Source organism: Fictibacillus nanhaiensis, assembly GCF_049537595.1.
Lineage (GTDB): Bacteria > Bacillota > Bacilli > Bacillales > Fictibacillaceae > Fictibacillus > Fictibacillus nanhaiensis_F.
Map to the genome: position 1 here is coordinate 16621 of NZ_JBMULM010000009.1, position 17678 is coordinate 34298.

The following is a 17678-nucleotide window of genomic DNA, read 5'->3' on the forward strand; positions in this document are numbered from 1 at the left end:
GCAGGAGCAAGAATACTTTCTTAAAGCGGGACAGGGGAGACTCTTATAAGCGCATAGCGCTAAGAGGCTCAACGCACGCCCCCCGGAAAGCGAGCAACCTGTAACGGAAAGCAACCACTTCCAAGAGCAAACGCAGTTCTACGAAAATGCCTTTTAAAATCATAACAAAGAATTGCAGGAACGAACACTATTTACATCGTTTGACCGAGCATGTAAAAAAAGTACACAACGAAAACAAACGTGAAGACTAAAAATGTTTCTACGATAAAATTGCTTTTCTTTTTCTTTTGCGCTTGTCTTGATGCTGGTTTTTGTGTTGAATTCCTCTGTGTTTGAGGAGATCTGGCTTTATCATTAGCGTTCAATAACAGAACGAGCTCGTTTCTCATCTCTTCTGCACTGCGGTATTTGCCGTTCCATGCTTTTTGTAAGATAGGCGCGTATGGCTTAAGCATCGGGCTGCCTGTTATTTTAGACTGAAACTGTTTATCGGGATCTCCGTTTTTCGTAAAGCGTGAAGGATATGCTAGATTCACCATCACCATCCCCGCTGAGAACAGATCATACGATGGCTCAGCTTTTCTTGTTCCTTTACTCCAATATCCTCGGTCATAGAATTCTGTGTATTCTTTGATCGACCTGTCCATCACAGTCGTTCCTCCAACATCGATCCAGCGGATCCGGTAAGGTGGGCCCGTCACAAGCAGATTGTCAGGTTTCAAATCACCGAACGCCCATCCCGCCTGATGAAGGGTATGAAGATCTGTTAGTAACTGTACGAGTAAAATACCTGCCCATTCAGGAGACTTTGTCTTCATAAAATCAAAGAGTGTCTCTCCTTTTAAATATTCCATCGCATAAAAGGGATATGTGGCAGTTTTCGTCACCCAGTCATCGACATCGATTAAAGAAGGTCCAAGGACTTTCCCCTGGACCTTAGAAAAACGCTTCAGCACATTGACCTCAGATGTAATTGACATCTGATCATGCCCGATCTTAAGTGCGACCACCCCTCGATCCGAATCAGCTAAGTAGACGGCACCGGTTGCTCCATACCCTAAACGGCGCCGGATCCGATATCTGGAATGATTCCACTTACCGCGTATTTCATCACCAACTGCTAAGTTACATACCGGACTCGTTCGTATATCCTGGGGCATCATCGGACAAGAATCTCCTTTTTGACGATCGTTTACGGCCAAAAGCCGCTATAGCCTCTTTTATCGCAGGACCTGTCGGTGTGATCCCGCCAAGTGAAATCTTTGAAAATGTTTTGCCGATCGATTCAAGTTTTGACGACCAGTTTAAAAGTTCTTCTGCCTCTGTTCTTTTGCCCGGAAAAACATAGAGTGCAAATTCATTATCTCCTATTCTCGAGTTCAACGAGATGGATAGATCAAGCAGAGACTCTTGAACCGTTAACATCTTGTCTTCCATTGATCCCGAAGCGTCAATCAACACTAAGATCTCAAGGTTCATAGTCTCTCCCATCTCATCGACAACTTCAATGACTTCTCCTCTTTTGTCTGGCGGAAGATCTTCCATGGTAGACTGACTTCCAAGTATCTGTTGCAGTTCAGCATTAACAACACCTTTTATCGTTTGGGCCATTGCTTTTTGAGTGACCATTTTCACCGTTTGTGCAAGTTGTTTCGTATAGACTACCTGACTTATGCCACCGCCGGCCATCGCGATCTCTTCTACTTCTTTTAAACCTTGTCTATGATACTCTGGTGCATTCTCATTCAGTACGCCAATGACGTTTACAGCTATTCCTTGTTCGTTAGCAAGTGCCGCCATTGCGATCGGATCTTCACCTTGATTCGAGCATCCATCTGTAATCAGTAAAATTTGACGCAGCGTTCCTTTGTTTCGCATAACGCTAACCCCTCTCAAGTACGAATTTTAACTATTACCATCTTCGTCAAGAATGGAATGGTTTATACGCAAGAAAGACCGCGAAACATAATCACTAAATGAAGTCGGAGCGGGAATACTGTCCACTTCTACATAAATACTGTCCAGTCTTCACTAATTAATGTCCACTTCTGGAAAAATACTGTCCACTCACAACAGCGAACGACTACAAACAAAAAAGACCGCTCTTTTCCAAAGAAAAGAACGACCTCTTATTCTCATAAACTATTGAGCTTTCTTTCGATTGATCGCGACTTTCGGATATTGAGGAACAGTTGCCCACTTTGGAATGTTCTTTTCGATCTTTGTTACAGCGACCGTCATATCATCCTCGATTCCGTTATTTCCTGAACGAATCACCTCTTCCATGATCAGATCTGCTATCTCTTGCGGATCTTCTGTATCGATCTCTCTGATCTTTCGCTTCAGCCACGCATCTATATTTTCGATATGACGTGGAGCTTCGTAGATTCCATCACTCATCATGATGAGGATATCTCCTGCTTTCAGCTGTTCATCAACAACGTCAACATCAAAATCTCGAATGATGCCCATCGGCAGGTTGCTCGCTTCCACTGTTTTGATCTGGTCTCCGCGTTTAATAAAGCTTGGCGTTGAACCAATCTTTAAGAATTTAGCAGAAGCATCTTGCAGATCGATCATCGCAAGGTCCAGCGTAGAAAATATTTCATCTGTTGTACGCAACGAGAGCACAGAGTTAACTGACTTAATAGCCACTTCTTCTTCAATACCAGACTGAAGAATTTTTTGCAGAAGCTGAAGCGTTTCATTGCTTTCAATGAACGCTCGTTCTCCGTTACCCATTCCATCTGCAATCGCAACAGCGAACTTCCCAGCGCCGATCTCTATCGTCGAATGGCTATCCCCCGAAAGCCACGCTCCCCCTTTAGCTGCTGAGGCAATTCCTGTTTCAACCACATATTCTCTTGCTGAATGAAAAGAGAGATGACAGAAGCCACTCGGATAGTTTGCGCAATCTTCATGCGTCACGAGAATCGTCTCTTCCAATATGTCGGATAAGATCGGCGCGATAAGCTTCTCAGCGATCCCGGAGTCGTTGCAAGAAGGAATCGTCATTTCAATATCGACATTAGACGTTTCTAGACTGTAAATATCCACATGGCCAACATCAATTCCTGCTTGAGCCAAAGAGTCTTTGATCTGTTCTTCTTGGATTTGATGGTTCTCTTGTTCCCGCTGTATCTCTTTTGCAAAATCGCCCATCACTTGTGAAACACCCATCAATTGATCAGCTACTAAACGACGGCTTTCTTGCACTTGTATCTTCAATTTTTGAGAAGCTCGATATTGCGTTAGTTCTTTATTCATAAGATCGGTTATCTTTTCAGGCTTGATGCAATGCTTTTCCCATTCTCGTTTTAATTTTCGATCCTTAATATCACTATAATCTTCTTGTTCGACCATGAGCCTTGTCATCAGGTCGTAAGTCGTTGTGAAGTTCTGTGCCCAACACTGCTCTTTCTTAAAACAAGTCTGGCACGTTTTTTCTGTAATGTTGCTTAAGAAAAGATCCACTTCACGTGTGCTCTCTTCCTCATTTAAAGTGGAACCTACGGATTGAAACGAATGGGATAGAGCTTGGAAGAGGCTTGAGAATCGCTCAACACGACTCGCGGTTACGTCGCGAATCTTCTTCAAATATTGCTGTTGATGCATGGAATGTTCTCTTGTACCTGGTACATATTTTGAAATATTGCTGATCGCAGTCTTCGGTGTTAGAAGGAAGAGCAGAACAGCAAACCCTGACTCCATCAATGTGGATGTAATTTCAGACCTTCCCTCACCATATAAACCGATCATAACGGTTCCGATGATAAGCCCGAGACTTACCCCAAATCGTTTACCCTCTTTCAAAAGACCACCAAGCAGTCCAGAGAATGCTAATAGGCTCATCTGAGAAAGGCTTGCCACTTGCGCGAGACTGAGGATCAGACCTGTAACAACACCAACAGTAGAACCGATCGCAGCGCCTCCTACAAAAGCAAACAACAATACTAAGTAACGTGAAACAACATGTTCTACTGCTACATCATTGATCTGCCAGCCGATCGTGCCGGTCATGACAGAAGCAAGAAGGATCATCAAGCAAACGATCTCTTCGTTTTTTAACGACTGTGGAATCTTTTTATTCGTTAATAACGGTATGCTTTGTAAGAAGATTAACGTAAGGACTAAGCTTAGTCCTCCTTCAACTAGCGCGAGCATCGTATCGACACGCTCTAATCCTCCTTCACCAAACATAGAGAACACGGTTCGCGTGATTAAGGAAGAACCGAAAACCAAGAGCGGAAGACTTTGCATACGATTCTTTATGAACAGGTCTGCTCCTTTTTGAAGACTAGCATATACGAGTAAGGCACTGATAAAGAACAAAGCGTTCATCGGTTGATGCGACATCGCTCCTGCCAAGATCGCAAAGACAGCAATACCTGTTCTTTCTTTTCTCAAAACGAACACACTAGCCGCAAATGGTAAAGCAAAGGGAGACATCTCAGCTAGAATCATAGCTCGTCCTAACAAAAAACCAATTCCAAACAACAGCATTCTCCAGTTAAAAATGCTCTGGTTCAAAATCTGAAGCCATCTCTTACTCGTCTTCGTTACTGCCTGCTGACCTTTTTCTACCCAGATCATTCCTCTGATCGGTTCGAGTACCTCTTGTTCTACTTTCTGCCACATCCCATACACCACCCGTTTCCAATTTGTGTAACCATTATAAACAGGTTTAGAACAAAGATTTTGTCAAAAGAGCAGTTTAAGTTTTAAAAACTTATCGACGGACTTCTCCACTATTTCACGAAAGAAGAGCAAAAGCTTACAACATTCTTACAAAAAGAGAAGAGGAAGTTTCATTTTTGAAGTTATTAAGGAGAATTATGAAGAAAAATATAAAATGATAGATGTTTAAAATGATTTTGATGGGGATAGAAACAAAAAAAGAGTACCCGCTGACGGATACTCTTGAACGTTTGTATGTAGATGTCAAAATTAAAAATGGTAGCGGCGGAGGGAGTCGAACCCACGACCTCACGGGTATGAACCGTACGCTCTAGCCAGCTGAGCTACACCGCCATTTGTAAAAGACACAAGTAGTATATTACATCTATCCGGGTACTCTGTCAACGGTTCTTTGAAAATTTGTCGAAAAAGTTTTTTGTCTTACTCTTGAAAGGAGTTGATTTCCGCTCCAGGTCGCTCGCTTTCCACGGGGCGTGCGGTGAGCCTCCTGCCGCTTTGCGCCATTAGGAGTCTCCACCTGACCGCTCGTCCCGTAGGAGTCTCGCACCTTGCACTCCAATCAACTATCAAAGGAGAAAAGGATTTGAAAGCAACAATCTTTTAGAAAAAGACCTTTATTATCTTAAACGATAGCATACTGACACAAAGAATAACAGCTAACAACAAACAAAAAAGCACTCTATTCTTAAAGAATAGAGTGCTAGCCATATATATAGATGAATGAGCATTAAAAATGCAACAATTATCCTCTTCGGCCGCCGCGGCCACCTCTTTTTGATTCAGTACTACGCTTTAAAGTAGTGAGTCGATCTTCACTATCTTTAAGGAATTTGTTCATCTTATCCTCAAAAGATAATGCTGTTGAATGGTTGTTACCGCCTCGGTTAGGACCTTTGCGAGATTTGTTAAATCCGCCTCTTGCAGGAGCTGGTCTACTAGCAGATGCAACATTTTCTTTTGCTTTCTTGATAGATAAACCGATCTTCCCGTCCTTTTCGACGCTCATAACCTTAACTTCGACTTGATCACCAACTTTAAGAAATTCGTTGATGTCCTTTACGTAATTATCCGCAACTTCGCTAATATGCACGAGTCCTGTTGTACCCCCTGGCAGCTCTACAAACGCTCCAAAATGAGTAATCCCAGTAACTTTACCTTGCAACTTGCTGCCTACTTCAATTGACATGCAAAAAATGCTCCTCCTTAAAAAATCTCCTAAGATATCATTACTTATTATACAATCGAAAAAATCTGCGTGTCAATCTACGCTTAATGCTTTATTCTGGAAGTTTAAAAATTGTTTCACCAGGTTTTGACATAAAAAAGTCGCGTCTGGCGATTTCTCCAATGTATTCTTCGTCTTTTAGTTTATTCACTTCATCTTTAAGTTGTGCCTTTTCTTCTAAAAGAGCTTTGTATTCATCGCTTAATTCTTTTTGTTCCGTCTGTTTTTCATTTAAAAGGGAGAGCTGTTCTGCAATACCCGTAATAATTAAAAAAGCAAAAAAGGAAAATACGATAAAAGCCCCCGTTAAGCGCCTGTATAAACCACGCTTACGTTTAGCGATCACTTGCTCATGACGCTCTTTATTCTGGATGTATTGTGAGTGAATCTCTGTTATTTTTTTCTGGCGCATTTGTTCGCTGTTCCCCTCCTTTACTTCTTTTTTCCCTTCCAATTGCTGACTTTATTCTTCGCAGAAATGAAAAACCCTGCTAATTTTGAATATTTCTCTTTTAAATTATACCATTTTTGCTTTGGTATGAAACGCCATATGAGTCTTCCAACCCACTTAAAAGGAGAAAAAAGAATCATGAATAGTACCATAATAATTTTCCGCAAGATGTTAAGTACATATAAAAGAATAGCGGATATGAGCATAATTAACCATTTTATCGGCATAACGATTAAAGAGTTAAGTAAACGGTATAAAAAACGAAAAAGTGAGGTGACCGCTGATACCATCCACTCAAGTATCTTTTTATAGATTCGTTCAAAGAGTGCTCGGTACGCCGCATATCCGCAAATGAGAGCAATAAAAATATAAAATCGAATCTCCGCGTGATTCACGTGTAGAAGAACATAAAAGACCAGCAAAGCCTGTACCAACCAAAACATCAGATCGTTTAAGAAATGGAGCCAATGCCACTTTCGCTTCTCATGAATGAATCGGCTGTACGTATCGACAGCCATTCCGATCCATATACCCATGAGGACCATAGAGAGCATCGTTTCAAACTGTACGGTTAAGGTCATTTGAACAGCTTGCCGAAGAAGCCTTTAGTTTTTTCACCGGTCTGCTGGTCGAGGTAAACGAGATCGAATACTTTTCCTTCAATATTTACAACACCTGATTCCACATCAAGATTCTTCATCTTCAAGTTTGTCCCGCGAATCGCTAAAAAGCCCATTGTTGTCTCAAGCAAGAATTCTTCATTATCAAAACTTTCAACTTGCTTTACACCCGTGATCTCTAAATTCTTTCTTCCTATCATTCTTACATCATGGTTTGGTGTGCTCACTTTTTGATTATATCCATTCAGATCATATCGTTGGTCCATACATTCCCCTCCTCTATTCCATACAAATGTATGAAACATCAAAAGAGAATAGAACAAGCTGTACGAAAACCTTTCCTTTAAAACGACTCTTACAAACCTACTCGTATATAACAAGATTTCGTAAGTGTTAAACAATTTTCGCTAAAAAAAGAAAAGAACCTGAAAAAATCAGGTTCTTTACTCAGTCGTTTCGATGCGGTTTTCTTCGAGGACGGTATACATGTTATCCGCGTCCTCTTTTTTTGTCATATCTTTAAGCTCGTTGATCTTAACTTTCACAAGCTTTTGACCAAAACGTATCGCAAGCTCGTCCCCTACTTTTACATCAGAGGAAGCCTTCGCTTGCAATCCGTTAATGGAGATACGCCCTTGATCTGAAATCTCTTTCGCCACGGTTCTCCGCTTGATCAGGCGCGAGACTTTCAGAAATTTATCTAAGCGCATGCTTACTTAACAGCTTCTTTCAGCTTGTTTCCTGCTTTAAATGCCGGAACAGTTGCTGCTGGAATTTGAATTTCTTTACCTGTTTGAGGGTTGCGGCCAGTACGGCTAGAACGCTCACGAGTTTCGAAAGTTCCGAATCCAACAAACTGTACTTTGTCTCCGTCTTTTAGAGCAGAAGTGATTTCATCGATTACGCCATTAACGACTGTTTCTACGTCTTTCTTAGTAAGTCCTGACTTTTCTGAGATATTTGTTACCAATTCATTTTTGTTCATTTTAATTACCTCCTAAAGTTTCTATCAAAGATTTCGCTAGAAACCCCCTATAATTAAGGGTTTCATGATATTTCTCGAGAAAATATTCTCTATTTTTCACTATAATCCTTCTTTGTTGAAAAAAAAATTATTTTGCCTCGTTCCAAAGACGGTCCATTTCTTCTAAAGTGACGTCCTCAAAAGACAGACTTTGCTTCTTGAGTTCCTGCTCGATGTAATTGAAACGCTTCTTAAATTTACGGTTTGTTTCATTTAGAGCTTCTTCCGGATCAATCTTGTAGAAACGGGCTAGATTCACAACAGAGAACAACAGATCTCCTAATTCTTTTTGCTGTTCATCGCCCTCGGCTTCTTGAAACTCTCTTAATTCTTCTAAGATCTTATCGACTACCGGTTCAACTTCTTTCCAGTCGAAGCCAACTTTTGCTGCCTTTTTTTGATAAAGAAATGCTTTTTGGATAGCTGGAATTCCCTTTGGTACGCCATCTAATAATGAATCACGATCTTCTTTTCCTGCTTCTTGTGATTTAATCGCATCCCAATTCGCTACAACCTGATCTGCATCTTCTGCAGAAACATCGCTAAAAACGTGCGGATGACGGCGGATCATCTTTTCGGTTAACGTTTCGATCACATCTTCTAGAACAAAGAAGCCTTCATCTTCACCAATCTGCGCGTGAAGCAGAACTTGAAGCAGCACATCGCCTAATTCTTCAGCCAGAGCATCATCGTCTTCTTCATCAATCGCCTCTAACACTTCATAAGCTTCTTCGATCAAATACTTCTTTAACGTCACATGCGTTTGTTTCTGATCCCACGGACAGCCTCCAGGACCGCGTAGTCGAGCAATGACGTTCTTTAAAAACGCAAAGTCTCTGTACAACAGTTCTTCTTCTTTTACCGGAGGAACATACACGGCAGTTAAATTATTCAATGTAACAGACTGATCTAACTCATATAGCGGTACTACTTTCATAGACTCCTCAGCACTGCCTGCTGCTGTAACGATCGTTACTTCATAATCATCAGGATACTTATCCATCAAGGTTAGCTTTACTTCTGAAGCGATAAAGTTGTCGTACACTTGCACGATAACAAGGTGATGTCTGATCTGAACCTCATCTTTTTTTAATGAAGTTCCATCAAGAATCTGGCAGCCTTCAATCGGGTCAATCTTGAGTGCTGTATACATCTCATCCAGGAAACTCTTTCCGCCAGCTACCGCAACCTCAATTCCTCTACTCTCACTCTTATGAAGAAGAATCTGCACCGCTTGCTCCGCAACTAACGGGTGGCCTGGCACAGCATAAAGGACATGATCTTCTACCTCAGCTTGTTTAAATAGGGTTTCGGCAATTTCTTCGTACACTGGTTCAAACTGATCATGTTTTTCATAGATTTCATCAAACGCGACAAATTGCTTTCCTTGTTTCATTAATTCTTCGATCGATGGGTGATGAATCGTACGTACGTAAACTTTTTCAGCTGATTCTAACATGCGGTAGATGCCAAGTGTCATCTGGTCTAAATCTCCTGCACCTAACCCGATAATCGTAATCTTCTTCGTCATCATGGTCTCCTTTTTTTAAGACGTTTAAACACTTTTTGAATAAAACCTATAGAATGAAAGACCGAGTTCCATTCATTTTGAGAAAATACTTTAAATACCAAGATACAGAGAATATAGATCACTGCACCAATACATGAAGCACTGATACTGATCAGCATCGCATCAAAGCGAGTATCTGCTTTGAATATATAGTTTTCCGTCATATGAATCCATGTCCATACACCGGCACCCATCAATAACAGAGAGATGAATAATGTAAGGGGTGTTCTTTTTCTGCTTCCGGTTAGAAACTTCGTAACGAATTGAAGCTTCATCAATTGTGCGATTGCCGCAGCCATGGTGGCCAGAACGGTAGACCCGGCTGCTCCTTCCATACCGAAAGAAGGAATGAGCAGCAAGTTGCCAATAATTTTTATCAATACCGCGATAAGAACGGTATATGCCGCAAACCGACCATGACCGATTCCTTGTAAAAGTCCTGTGGTCGTATAGATGATGGATACAAAAATAATTGAAATACAGAGGATTGCAAGAGCAAGCGATCCATCATCATTTTTAAACAGCATAACATTGAGGTGTTTCATAATAAAGATAAGCCCGATTGCTGCTGCCCCGCCAAAAATGATAGAAATTTTCACAGAGAGCTTGGCAAGCGTTCGAATCTCTTTTTGTTTCTTTTCTGCTGCGAGTGACGCCATCTCCGGCACAACAGCAAGTGCTACAGATGCGGCTAACACGGTTCCTAACTGAAGTAGGGGTTGACCACGGTCAAACACACCTTTCAGTAGTTTCGCGTCATAAGCCTCCATGCCGCTTTCTATCCAAACGTTAACGAAAAGAAAAGCATCAACGAGCTGCATCAACGCTAAAATCAGTGCGCTTAATGACAAATAGATGCTCGTTTTTAACAGCTCTGCGGCATATAAAAATCTAAATTTTGCTTGAGAGCTATATCGGTTCGCTACACCTTTTCTCCAAAAATAAAGAAGAAACAAGCCTGATGCGATTGCACCCATAACCGATCCTGAGAGTGCCGCTGCTCCTGTTTCATAGCTGGAATATCCTTTTGAGACAAAATAATAAGATAAAAGTAGAATGCCTGAAACTCTTATAGTCTGTTCGATCAACTGCGAAACTGCAGTCAGTTGCATGTCACCGAACCCCTGATAGGTTCCCCTAAAAAAGGCGGAAAGCGGAATAAAAAGAAAAAGAACAGATATCACTTTAATCGGCAGTTCTAGACGCCTGTCTCCCATCCATTCTGCGATAAATGGCGCCGCTAAAAATAAGAATAAGAACGATACTAAACCTAACATAACAGAAGTCCACGCCGCAGTTTTGATCAAATGATCGTCATTGTTTTTCACTGATACGATCATTTTTGACAGAGCCATCGGAAAACCTGTGAAGGCAATAGCGACGGCTATCGCATAAAACGGATAGGCTTGCTGAAATACATAAAAACCAAAATCACCTGTCATATTCTGATACGGAATCCGATATACGACGCTGAGTAATTTTACGATAATGGCAGCTGCAGTCAGCAGCATAGCCCCTTCCCACACGGAATAGTTCTTTGTTTTCATAAGTACCTCAAAATTTATAACATTAATATTTCCCGGGACGACAATTGTCGACACATTCTTTTTGGATGAACATAATTCAAGGTATTATACCATAGTCCGTGTATATCGCCCTGCGATATGCGATTCTCCGCTTGTGCCGTAAAGAGAACGACAAGGAGGACAACTCATTCCAACAGCGCAAAAAAAAGAAAGAGCATGAATCGCTCTTTCTTATTGCTCCATCTGTCTTGCTAAAAATCCAGCTGCAGTTTCAGCAAGTTTTTGCTCAAGTTCTGTAAGCTTCTTTCCTTCTTTACCTACCATAACAACAGCTCCGATCGGGTCTCCACCTGCGATGATCGGCGCGATCACGTGAGAAGTGTTTTCTTTGATCCCATCGATCAGCTCAGCTTCCGTTCCGTTCGGCTCTACTAACGTCTTTCTGTCACTCATAGAAGCTTCTACTACTTTACCGATGCTTTTATTGTGATAATCTTTCTTGGATCCGCCAGCTACCGCAATGTATGTATCACGGTCAGCAATTAACACAACATGACCTGTACTGTCTGCAAGGCTTTCTGCATATTCTTTTGCAAAATCACCAAGCTCATTGATTGGAGAATATTTTTTTAAAATGACCTCTCCATCTCTGTCTACAAAGATCTCAAGCGGGTCTCCCTCACGAATCCGAAGTGTTCTGCGGATTTCTTTTGGAATGACAACGCGCCCGAGGTCATCAATACGTCGAACGATACCAGTTGCTTTCATATAGATAATGCCCTCTCTTTCGGATGATGATGAATCACTGATGTAACAAAATGGTTCCTTCACTGAAAGAATGTTCCATTTCCTAGGTTTATTATTTGTTACATCTCCTGTTCTATTCACGAAAGAGAGGGTTATTATAATTTATGGTGTATTTGTTGTCTTTTCTTTCCTAGCATGCTTCATTTCTTTTAGGAAAAGGTCGATCTGTTTCAACAGATCTAAATCTTTTACTCGTTTTCTGTTAATAATCACTTTCATGAGGTTACCCTGCATGCCAAGATTTACATGTCGGCCGATTTTATTGGCAATCTCGAACATCTTTCCGCCATCAAGCGATGAAGTCGTCTTCTCGTTTAGAATCATGTTAACCGTGTCCTGCTTTTGTTCGATCAACTTAACGCCTTCTCGCTTGGCGCGGAGTTTAATGCCCGCCACTAAAAGTAAACATTCCACCTCTACTGGATAGTCACCGAAACGATCAACAAATTCCTCTTGTAAGTCGGATATATCTTTTAAAGCTTTTGCCGCACGTACGTGTTTGTACATCTCGATCTTCTGCTTTTCGTCACCGATATAATTCGTCGGAATGTAAGCGTCCACCTCAATGTTAAGGTCAACGTCTTCTTCCACTTCTTTAGGTTTGTTACCTTTTCTTTCTTGAATCGCTTCTTCAAGCATCTGTGAGTATAGATCGAAACCTACCGAGTCGATGAATCCATGTTGCTGGGCACCCAAGAGGTTACCCGCACCACGAATAGAAAGGTCTCGCATCGCGATCTTAAACCCTGATCCTAACTCGGTAAATTCTTTAATCGCTTGCAGACGTTTTTCCGCAACTTCTGTTAGTACTTTATCTCGTTGATACGTGAAATACGCATAAGCGACACGGTTTGAACGACCAACACGTCCTCTTAACTGGTAAAGCTGGGAGAGTCCCATCTTATCCGCATCGTACACGATTAATGTGTTTACATTAGGAATGTCCACACCCGTCTCAATGATCGTAGTAGATACTAACACATCATAGTTTCCTTCTAAAAACTCCAGCATGACACTTTCCAGTTCATTCTCAGACATCTGACCGTGAGCATAAGCAACACGGCAATCAGGAACAAGCATCGAGATTTGCTCTGCCATTCGTTCGATCGAATCAACTCGGTTGTATAAGAAGTATACTTGACCACCGCGCCCCATCTCTCGTTCGATCGCTTCTCGAACGAGCGAACCATTATAGTCCATTACATACGTCTGGACAGGGAAACGATTCTCAGGAGGTGTTTCAATAACAGATAGATCGCGAACACCTAGCATCGACATATGAAGTGTACGCGGTATAGGCGTTGCCGTTAACGTAAGTACATCCACATTAGATTTTAGTGTTTTGATCTTTTCTTTATGAGTAACACCAAAACGCTGCTCTTCATCGATGATGAGCAAGCCTAGATCTTTATATTGAACATCTTTAGAAAGTAGACGATGTGTTCCGATTGCAATATCGACCGTCCCTGCTTTTAAGCCTTTCAGCACTTCATTTTGCTCTTTTTTAGATCGAAAACGACTTAAACTTCCAATCGTGATGGGAAACTCGGAAAACCGCTCACGAAACGTTTCAAAATGCTGCTGAGCTAAGATTGTAGTAGGAACAAGGAATGCTACCTGCTTACCGCCCATGATGGCTTTAAACGCAGCACGAATCGCCACTTCCGTTTTTCCGTAACCCACATCTCCACAAAGAAGACGGTCCATCGGACGGACACTCTCCATGTCTTTTTTGATCTCTTCAATGGCACGAAGCTGGTCGTCCGTTTCTTGATAAGGAAAGCTTCCCTCAAACTCACTCTGTTCTGCACCATCTTCAGCAAAAGCATATCCTCTGCTCGCCTCACGCTCTGCATAAAGCTTGATGAGATCATCTGCAATATCTTGAACAGACGATTTGACTCTGCTCTTCACTTTCTTCCAATCACTGCCGCCAAGAGAGTAAATCTTAGGTTCTTTGCCTTCAGATCCTACATATTTTTGAACTTGGTCGATCTGTTCAACCGGGACATACAGCTTATCATTTCCGGAATATTTAATATGCAGGTAATCTTTATGAACGCCTTTGATCTCAAGCGTTTCAATCCCTAAGTACTTACCGATCCCGTGATTCACGTGAACGACATAATCGCCTACTTTTAGTTCAGAATAGCTCTTGATGCGCTCTGCATTCGTCATCTTCTGTTTTCGTGCAGGACGTTTTGCTTTTTTCGTAAATACTTCTTCCTCTGTGATAACAACAAGCTTTTGCTTAACAGATTCAAATCCACTTCCAAGGTCTCCAAGTAAGATCTGACTCGTTTTCGGCTGAATGTTCTGATCCGCCGCAATGATACCTGCATCCATCTCATAATCTGCAAGTACACGCTCTAATCGATTCGCCCGCTCTTTGTTCATCGCTACAAAAACGATCGCAAATCCAAGCTTCTTCCAACGGTCCATCTCCCCTTTTAAAACATTCATCTGACCGTGGAAATTCTGCATGCTCTTACATTCTACGTTCAAAATATTTTGAGGCTGTGTATGAGGAACATGTCTTAAGAACAATGATAGATAGATAATAGGGAACGCCTTTTTATCACCAAGCAAACCATTGGTATCAGGTGAAATCGTAAGGTCCTGTACCAGCTCTCCATGCTCAAGGAGTGCCGTCTGCCATTCTGCTTCTTCTTTATCGAGCTGCTGGCTCGTTTCTTGAATGCGGCCGATCTCATCCATAACCACTAAACTGTTAGGTGAAATGTATTGCAAAAGGCTCGCCGGTTCATCGTAAAAGAGAGATGCGTATTTATACATGCTTTGAAACTGCTGCTTTTCACGCAATCTTCCTGTTTCATAGCTGATATTTTCAACTAGTGTTTCTTTAAGTGCATCATCTTTAATATTTTTTAAAGTAGATGCCAACTTTGCATCTATGCGGTCTGCAGCGTTGTTATAATGTTCATCAAAAAGAATGAGTTCTTCAGCTGGTGCAATAGAAATGGCCTTTACCTTATCCTGAGAACGTTGTGTTTCTGCTTCAAAGAATCGAATAGAGTCAATCTCTGTGTCAAAAAGCTCGATTCGAACAGGGTTCTTTTCAGTAAGAGGATATATATCTATAATTCCACCACGCACACTGAATTCTCCGGGTGTTTGAACCATCGATGATCGTTCATAACCCATCGCAACTAATTTTTTCAAGATTTCATCCGAATCGATATCTTCTCCTACCTGAAAAGCAAGGCCTGCTTTTTTCCACACCTCAACGGGTGGCAAATATCGTCTTAGCCCTGCAACCGGCGTGATGATGACACCTTTAAAAGATCGACTCAGCTGATTTAAAGCCTCGATTCTTTGGCTTTTCAATTCAGGACTCGATATAGCCATCTCAGATGAAATGAGGTCATTTACAGGATATAAATAAACTTCATCTTCAGATAAAAGAGAAGTTAGATCTTCATAAAGTTTTTGTGCTTGAAATAGATTATGGGTGACAACGAGTTGAGGTTTACCTGTATTCTCGTGAAGACTGCTGATCAGCATCGTTCGAGCAGAGCCTGAAAGACCAGCAACGAGTTGTTCTTTTAATCCTCCATTAATGCCATCCATTATGGATTTCAAGTCTTCTCCCTGACTAAAATATTTCTTTAATCCAAGCATTTCTTACTCCCCCTCTCACAAGAGCTAGTCGTTGGTTCTATAAATAGTGATCTTTAAAAATTTTGGCTATCGGATAAATCAGTAGAAACCCTTCATTGATCAGTTGATTGTAGAGTAAGATGGGAGACTCCTGTGGGACAAGCGGTCAGGTGAGACCCTTAACGGCGCAACGCGGCAGGGGGCTCACCGCCTGCCCCACGGAAAGCGAGCATCTGAAACGGAAATCAACTACTTTCAAAAACATCAAAGGAATACGAAAACAGCTATTTTAAACAGAAAAAGGCTTTGGCCCGCTTAGATAGGCTGTGGCCAAAGCATTACCTTATTGAATAAAGGATTTCAGCGTATGATACTCCGGATTACGTTCTAGCGTATCCTGACAATCCTCACATGTCGTCGTAACTTCTATATCTCCATTCTCTTTATAGGAGAGTAATTCCTGCCGTTCTTCGTTACTTAATGTTTCAAATCCAAGTTGTGCTGCATTCACAGTGTGGTGATCAATCGTACCCACATGTGTTTTACAATGCCTGCACCGGTAATGAATAGCCATGCACAGTCCCCTTTCGGTTAGCATTATACTAACCATTATGAGCGGAACATGAGTAATCTATTCTTTAGCCGTTAAACTTATTCATAACTTTATCAAACGGTGTTTCAAGAAAAGCTTCACATGCTTTCACAGATCGGTCGATACCGTGTTCGATATCTACCGATTCCTCTTTAGAAAAACGATTTAATACGAAGTCTGGAACTGGTTGTTGGTTCGTAGGACGTCCGATACCAAATCGGATTCTTTTAAATTCTTGCGTGCCAAGGTGAGCGATCATGGATTTAATACCGTTATGCCCGCCTGCACTTCCCTTTGTACGAAGTCTTAGTTTTCCTGGAATCGTATCAAGGTCATCGTACACGACGATCATGTCTTCTAATGGAATCTGAAAGTAATCCATAAAAGGCCCGATGCATTCTCCAGATAAATTCATATAGGTTAGAGGCTTTAATAAGAATACTTTTTCTCCATTAATAATACCTGTTCCGTAAATGCCTTTGAACTTTGTCTGTTGCAGGGGGATGTTTAAGGAGTCTGATAATGTATCAATAACTTCAAAACCTATATTATGCCGGGTACCATCAAAACGAGATCCGGGATTCCCGAGCCCAATAAACAATTTCACTTTATGTTCACCTTACCTTCAATTGTCTTATTAACATTATACACAATTGGGATAACAGAATAAAAACGCAGCGACCGCTGCGTTTTTATGTTCATTCATTCTATTCGTCTTTCTTTTCTTCTTCCTGACTGTCATCAGCAACAGATTCAGAGGATTCTGGAGCATCTCCTTCTGCATCCGCTTCTTCTGTTTCTTCGTCCGTTTCTTCATCTTGAAGTTTTGGAGGTGTTACACTCGCAATTACTTCGTCTTCCTCGTGAAGAATTTCGTATTTTTTACCTGTTGGCAAGTCCTTAACTGATAAGGAATCCCCTATATTTAATTCTTCAACAGAAGCTTCTAGTTGTTCTGGGAAGTCAGCAGGTAATGCTTTAACGTTTACTGTTGCAAGTACACGTTGCAATACGCCACCTTCCTTAACACCAACAGATTCACCTGTTAGTACAACCGGCACCTCTGCTTCTGTTTCTTTATTTAAGTCAATTGCTAGAAAATCTACGTGCGTAACAGCATTTTTTAGAGGATGAACTTGCATATCCTGTACCATGACAGAATAATCTTTTCCATCTACTTTTAATTTGAGTACGCCATTCTTTCCTACTTCTCTGTAAGCTTTAATAAATTCAGGCTCATCAACGGATAAAGAAATAGCTTTCGTTCCGTAACCATAAAGGTTCGCTGGGAACTGTCCTTTATTTCTTAATTCCGTTAAGATCGAACGTTTGTCTGTATTTCTTTTTTCGACTGTTAGATTCGTTGCCATAATGAGATCCACCTTTCCTATTTCGAGTCTCTTTAAAGCATTACCCGAACTGAAAGATTTTAAAACGCGAAGTTAGAAATCGATTTAGCAAGTACTTCTTAAGCGAAAGTTGATTAGTGTTTTCCTTGTTGCTCTTGGAAGTGGTTGATTTCCGTTTCAGGATGCTCGCTTTCC

16 protein-coding genes and 1 tRNA gene are annotated in these 17678 nt (G+C 41.3%); all 17 read right to left on the minus strand.

What is annotated here, in order from left to right; all coding sequences use genetic code 11:
* Nucleotides 1–191: 191 nt before the first annotated feature.
* The 17 genes from ACOZ9X_RS20575 to ACOZ9X_RS20655 all read right to left on the minus strand — a co-directional run bounded on the left by ACOZ9X_RS20575 (nt 192) and on the right by ACOZ9X_RS20655 (nt 17504).
* On the minus strand, nt 192–1163 hold the full coding sequence (locus ACOZ9X_RS20575) for a serine/threonine protein kinase (RefSeq protein ID WP_423419751.1): 972 nt from the start codon (nt 1161–1163) through the stop codon (nt 192–194).
* Nucleotides 1126–1878, minus strand: coding sequence for a vWA domain-containing protein (locus tag ACOZ9X_RS20580; RefSeq protein WP_144704837.1), 753 nt, complete (start codon nt 1876–1878; stop codon nt 1126–1128). Before ACOZ9X_RS20580 ends, ACOZ9X_RS20575 begins: the two co-directional genes overlap by 38 nt.
* Before the next feature lie 264 nt (nt 1879–2142).
* Nucleotides 2143–4638, minus strand: coding sequence for a stage II sporulation protein E (spoIIE, locus tag ACOZ9X_RS20585; RefSeq protein ID WP_423419752.1), 2496 nt, complete (start codon nt 4636–4638; stop codon nt 2143–2145).
* A 316-nt stretch (nt 4639–4954) separates the two neighbouring features.
* Nucleotides 4955–5031, minus strand: a tRNA-Met gene (locus ACOZ9X_RS20590).
* A gap of 409 nt (nt 5032–5440) precedes the next feature.
* A complete protein-coding gene (locus ACOZ9X_RS20595) occupies nt 5441–5884 on the minus strand; it encodes a S1 domain-containing RNA-binding protein (RefSeq protein ID WP_066390538.1) in 444 nt (147 codons plus the stop codon).
* Nucleotides 5885–5975: 91 nt separating this feature from the next.
* Entirely contained in the window at nt 5976–6335 is a 360-nt protein-coding gene (locus tag ACOZ9X_RS20600) for an FtsB family cell division protein (RefSeq protein WP_205724260.1), read from the minus strand.
* A gap of 20 nt (nt 6336–6355) precedes the next feature.
* Complete coding sequence (gene yabQ, locus ACOZ9X_RS20605) at nt 6356–6955, minus strand: spore cortex biosynthesis protein YabQ (protein ID WP_423419753.1); 600 nt, start codon at nt 6953–6955, stop codon at nt 6356–6358.
* Nucleotides 6952–7260: a sporulation protein YabP gene (gene yabP, locus ACOZ9X_RS20610; protein WP_066390532.1), complete on the minus strand. Its 309-nt coding sequence runs from the start codon at nt 7258–7260 to the stop codon at nt 6952–6954. Before yabP ends, yabQ begins: the two co-directional genes overlap by 4 nt.
* A gap of 177 nt (nt 7261–7437) precedes the next feature.
* Nucleotides 7438–7704, minus strand: coding sequence for an RNA-binding S4 domain-containing protein (locus ACOZ9X_RS20615; RefSeq protein ID WP_423419754.1), 267 nt, complete (start codon nt 7702–7704; stop codon nt 7438–7440).
* Between the two features lie 2 nt (nt 7705–7706).
* The gene (locus ACOZ9X_RS20620) at nt 7707–7979 is read right to left on the minus strand and encodes an HU family DNA-binding protein (protein ID WP_066238167.1); all 273 of its coding nucleotides are present in this window, start codon (nt 7977–7979) and stop codon (nt 7707–7709) included.
* Between the two features lie 127 nt (nt 7980–8106).
* Nucleotides 8107–9549 carry a nucleoside triphosphate pyrophosphohydrolase gene (mazG, locus tag ACOZ9X_RS20625; RefSeq protein WP_423419755.1) on the minus strand — a complete coding sequence of 481 codons (1443 nt, stop codon included), beginning with the start codon at nt 9547–9549 and terminating at the stop codon, nt 8107–8109.
* A complete protein-coding gene (locus ACOZ9X_RS20630; RefSeq protein ID WP_423419756.1) occupies nt 9549–11135 on the minus strand; it encodes a putative polysaccharide biosynthesis protein in 1587 nt (528 codons plus the stop codon). The genes mazG and ACOZ9X_RS20630 overlap by 1 nt, the downstream gene beginning before the upstream one ends.
* A gap of 210 nt (nt 11136–11345) precedes the next feature.
* Nucleotides 11346–11882, minus strand: a complete 537-nt coding sequence (spoVT, locus tag ACOZ9X_RS20635) for a stage V sporulation protein T (RefSeq protein ID WP_423419757.1) — start codon at nt 11880–11882, stop codon at nt 11346–11348.
* 141 nt (nt 11883–12023) lie between these two features.
* Entirely contained in the window at nt 12024–15563 is a 3540-nt protein-coding gene (gene mfd / locus ACOZ9X_RS20640; RefSeq protein WP_423419758.1) for a transcription-repair coupling factor, read from the minus strand.
* Nucleotides 15564–15885: 322 nt separating this feature from the next.
* A complete protein-coding gene (locus ACOZ9X_RS20645; protein ID WP_066390519.1) occupies nt 15886–16116 on the minus strand; it encodes an anti-sigma-F factor Fin family protein in 231 nt (76 codons plus the stop codon).
* Between the two features lie 64 nt (nt 16117–16180).
* A complete protein-coding gene (gene pth / locus ACOZ9X_RS20650) occupies nt 16181–16741 on the minus strand; it encodes an aminoacyl-tRNA hydrolase (protein ID WP_423419759.1) in 561 nt (186 codons plus the stop codon).
* A 100-nt stretch (nt 16742–16841) separates the two neighbouring features.
* The gene (locus tag ACOZ9X_RS20655) at nt 16842–17504 is read right to left on the minus strand and encodes a 50S ribosomal protein L25/general stress protein Ctc (protein WP_423419760.1); all 663 of its coding nucleotides are present in this window, start codon (nt 17502–17504) and stop codon (nt 16842–16844) included.
* Nucleotides 17505–17678: the final 174 nt, after the last annotated feature.

Bases quoted from the DNA above. Each gene is read 5' to 3' on its own strand.
- ACOZ9X_RS20630 (WP_423419756.1), bottom strand. From the start codon at position 11,135: ATGAAAACAAAGAACTATTCCGTGTGGGAAGGGGCTATGCTGCTGACT.
- ACOZ9X_RS20645 (WP_066390519.1), bottom strand. From the start codon at position 16,116: ATGGCTATTCATTACCGGTGCAGGCATTGTAAAACACATGTGGGTACG.
- mfd (WP_423419758.1), bottom strand. From the start codon at position 15,563: ATGCTTGGATTAAAGAAATATTTTAGTCAGGGAGAAGACTTGAAATCC.
- ACOZ9X_RS20615 (WP_423419754.1), bottom strand. From the start codon at position 7,704: ATGCGCTTAGATAAATTTCTGAAAGTCTCGCGCCTGATCAAGCGGAGA.
- ACOZ9X_RS20575 (WP_423419751.1), bottom strand. From the start codon at position 1,163: ATGATGCCCCAGGATATACGAACGAGTCCGGTATGTAACTTAGCAGTT.
- mazG (WP_423419755.1), bottom strand. From the start codon at position 9,549: ATGACGAAGAAGATTACGATTATCGGGTTAGGTGCAGGAGATTTAGAC.
- ACOZ9X_RS20595 (WP_066390538.1), bottom strand. From the start codon at position 5,884: ATGTCAATTGAAGTAGGCAGCAAGTTGCAAGGTAAAGTTACTGGGATT.
- yabP (WP_066390532.1), bottom strand. From the start codon at position 7,260: ATGGACCAACGATATGATCTGAATGGATATAATCAAAAAGTGAGCACA.
- ACOZ9X_RS20655 (WP_423419760.1), bottom strand. From the start codon at position 17,504: ATGGCAACGAATCTAACAGTCGAAAAAAGAAATACAGACAAACGTTCG.
- ACOZ9X_RS20620 (WP_066238167.1), bottom strand. From the start codon at position 7,979: ATGAACAAAAATGAATTGGTAACAAATATCTCAGAAAAGTCAGGACTT.
- spoIIE (WP_423419752.1), bottom strand. From the start codon at position 4,638: ATGTGGCAGAAAGTAGAACAAGAGGTACTCGAACCGATCAGAGGAATG.
- ACOZ9X_RS20600 (WP_205724260.1), bottom strand. From the start codon at position 6,335: ATGCGCCAGAAAAAAATAACAGAGATTCACTCACAATACATCCAGAAT.
- spoVT (WP_423419757.1), bottom strand. From the start codon at position 11,882: ATGAAAGCAACTGGTATCGTTCGACGTATTGATGACCTCGGGCGCGTT.
- yabQ (WP_423419753.1), bottom strand. From the start codon at position 6,955: ATGACCTTAACCGTACAGTTTGAAACGATGCTCTCTATGGTCCTCATG.
- ACOZ9X_RS20580 (WP_144704837.1), bottom strand. From the start codon at position 1,878: ATGCGAAACAAAGGAACGCTGCGTCAAATTTTACTGATTACAGATGGA.